Origin of the sequence: Protofrankia sp. CiP1_Cm_nod2 (genome assembly GCF_920664355.1) — a bacterium.
GTDB lineage: Bacteria > Actinomycetota > Actinomycetes > Frankiales > Frankiaceae > Protofrankia.
Window position 1 is genome coordinate 1 of sequence record NZ_CAKKTL010000366.1, and the last position, 2,753, is coordinate 2,753.

Below are 2,753 nucleotides of genomic sequence, written 5' to 3' on the forward strand. Positions count from 1 at the left end.
CCGCAAGGGTGACGCCGAGCGCCACCTCGGCCATGTGGCGCAGGGCTCGGGGCAGGATGCGCCGGGCGGCGGCCGCCGCGGCCCGCCCGCCGCCGCCGGGCAGCGCGGCGAGCGCGGCCAGGACGAACCCCGCGCACAGCCACAGCAGGCAGGCCCACGCGGCGAGGCCGACAACGGTCACCAGCGCGTGTTCGGGATCGGCCGTGACCCAGTCGGGCACCGCCGAGAAGCCGGACGGGAGATCCGCTCGCCCCGGCCCGACCGCGATCAGGATGATCGCCAGTGCCGTCGCGGCGGCCGCTCCCGTCAGGAAGACGAGCACGCGCCGGACGGCTGGCATCGGCAACTCCCGGTGATTCGGGGGCCTGATCCGTCGGCGGCACGGAAAGAATCATCCAGCCGTTGATCCATTGGCCCATTTGATCTTTGGAAAGCTTCGTTTGGGTTCGTTTGCTTGTGTAAACCCCTGAAGGGTTGATGTCAACCTCGGTTGGATGGTTTGCTCGCCGTCCGCGGGTCCGACGGTGTCCGCGGCCGGTGTCCATCATGATCGCCGTGTGCCCGCGTCCAGCGCTCGCCGCAGGCCCGCTCCCACTGGCTGGACACGCGGGAGCGGTCCATGCCACCCTGCTGGGGCACCGGTCATGGGGTGCGGACACCGTCCATGACCGCTGCGTGGTGCATGCCCCAGGCAGGCAGGGTGGGCCGTCACGCGCTTTTCGGTCAGGCAGGCGTATACCGGCGGCACGTTCGCGTGGATCGTCTCCGGCGGCCGGTGCCCGCCAACGGATACCGCCGCCTGTATGGCTACACATGGTTACATGGCTGGCGATGGCTGGCGTTCCGGGCCGTATCCGCTGCCGCCGCGCCGCGCGTCCGGCTGCGCCGCTCCGGCGGTTGCCGGCCGGACGCCCAGCGGCCGGCCGGAGCTCGGGCCCGCGCATGGGCAGGCGCCCGCGGCGGCGTCCGGGAGCGAAGAGGGAGGGACGGGTGCGCTGGGAGGCGCTTTTCGCCGATCTTGAGACGCAGTGGGAGGCGGCCGAGGCGGCCGAGCTCGACGCCGAGCTCATCGACAGGAGCCGGCGCGAGGCCGGGTACCTGCGTCTGATCGACCGGCTGCGGCCGGCGATCGGCTCGTCGTTGCGGGTGGGCGTCGAGGTTGTCGGGCGGGAGTCCGACAGCGTCCTGACCGGATGGCTCACCGCGCTGGGGGTGGACTGGATGCTGCTGCGGGAGCCGGCGGCCCACGAGGCGCTGGTGCCGTTACACCGCGTGCTGTGGGTGCATGGCCTGGCCGCGCTGTCGGCGCATCCCGGCCACGAGGGCCCGCTGGCGGTCCGGCTGGATCTGCGTTATGTCCTGCGGGGTGTGGCGCGGGACCGTTCACCGTGCGTGGCCGTGCTGGCGGACGGCACCCCGGTGCGGGGCACTGTCGACCGGGTCGGGGCGGACTTCGTCGAAGTGGCCGAGCATCTGGACGACGAGTTCCGCAGGGCACGGTCGGTACGCGCGGTGCGGACCATCCCACTGGCCGCGATCGGCTTCGTCCGCCGGACCGTGTGAGCCGCTGCCGCGCCAGGACGCTGTCACGCAGGACAGGGCGCTGTCGCGCAGGACGCTGTCGCAGGAAAGGCTGTTGGCGCTCCCGGAGCGCTGACGACGTCATGGCGTGCTTCTTCGCGCTACGGGATTCCCACCGATGAAGTGGCGGTCGCGGCGGCGGCGCTCCGGCCGGGCCGGGGTTTCGGCGGCCGGGGCCGTAGCGCTGGTCCGGCGGCGCCGATCTGGCGGGACGGGCCGGGAACCGGTCCGGGCGATCCAGGCCGGGCCTGCTTCCGGCCCCGGTCAGCCGTGCAGGCCGGGGAACTCCTCGTCCGGCAGCGTCTCACCGCGGCCGAGGGGGTTGGCGAGCACGAAGGCGCGGGTCTGCTCGTATGCCCGCTGGATGTATCCCTCAAGCTCGCTGCGTTCGACTCGCCACTGTCCGCGTCCGCCGATCTTTATGGCGGGGAGTTCACCCGAGCGGACCAGCGCGTACGTCTGGCTTGACGAGATGTTGAGGATCTCCGCCACATCGCTGAGCTGAAGGAAACGCTCGTTCATCGGCCTGTCTCCCTGGCGATGGATGGGTCGTGTCTCCTGTGTATCAGAGTCGCAGGTCCAAATCGCCTGTGAATGCCTCCGCTTGTGGATAACAGGTGCTGTTCGCCTTGGGCTCCAGGGCTCCAGGGCTCCGCCACCACGGCGTCGCGGGCCTCTGGTCGCGGTCCGTCAGCGGACTTGGGCCGCGCTGCCGGGTGCCGCGGCGGCGGACGGCGTCGATCACGGAACCCGGGCCCCACCGGGGAGGCCCGGCAGGGCCGCTGCCGCGCCGCCGCGCGGCATGTTCGAGGACCTCTGCCAGGGGCCCGGAGCACGACGCCCCAGGGGCGGCGGTCCGGGGACGGGGCACGGCCCGGGAACGGCACCGCTCGGGACGGTGCTGTCCCCGGGCGCTGCCGTCCGGAGGCGGCGGCCGAGGACGGCAGCCCCAACGCGGTGATCGTCAAGTGGTGACGTGGGGCCGCGGATTGGGGTGTGTTGATCGGGAAGTGGCGGTCGGAAGAGGTGGTGATGGCCAGGAGAGTAATGGGCGCGCCGGCCCGGATCCGCCGGTTCCGCGGGCCCTCGTCCACGGGCGCCGTCGCGGACCCCGTACCCTCAGCGATCAGGGTGTGCGTCGGACATGTCCGTCATCCGGCTCGCGCCGGCCC

Annotated in this window: 2 protein-coding genes and 1 pseudogene; 1 reads left to right on the forward strand and 2 read right to left on the reverse strand. The window is 72.4% G+C overall.

The features are described from left to right. A pseudogene (locus NBW84_RS23415) lies at positions 1–340 on the reverse strand (LysM peptidoglycan-binding domain-containing protein); the annotation flags it as partial. 650 nt (positions 341–990) lie between these two features. On the opposite strand from NBW84_RS23415, the gene NBW84_RS23420 reads away from it, so the two are divergent. Further along, positions 991–1,563: a hypothetical protein gene (locus tag NBW84_RS23420; protein WP_250287458.1), complete on the forward strand. Its 573-nt coding sequence runs from the start codon at positions 991–993 to the stop codon at positions 1,561–1,563. Between the two features lie 282 nt (positions 1,564–1,845). Here the strand turns inward: NBW84_RS23420 and NBW84_RS23425 are convergent, their stop codons facing one another. Next, positions 1,846–2,103, reverse strand: a complete 258-nt coding sequence (locus NBW84_RS23425) for a helix-turn-helix domain-containing protein (protein WP_250287461.1) — start codon at positions 2,101–2,103, stop codon at positions 1,846–1,848. Positions 2,104–2,753: the final 650 nt, after the last annotated feature.

What these genes read in the sequence shown, in the direction of transcription:
- NBW84_RS23425 (WP_250287461.1), bottom strand. Translation starts at nt 2,103, where the DNA reads ATGAACGAGCGTTTCCTTCAGCTCAGCGATGTGGCGGAGATCCTCAAC.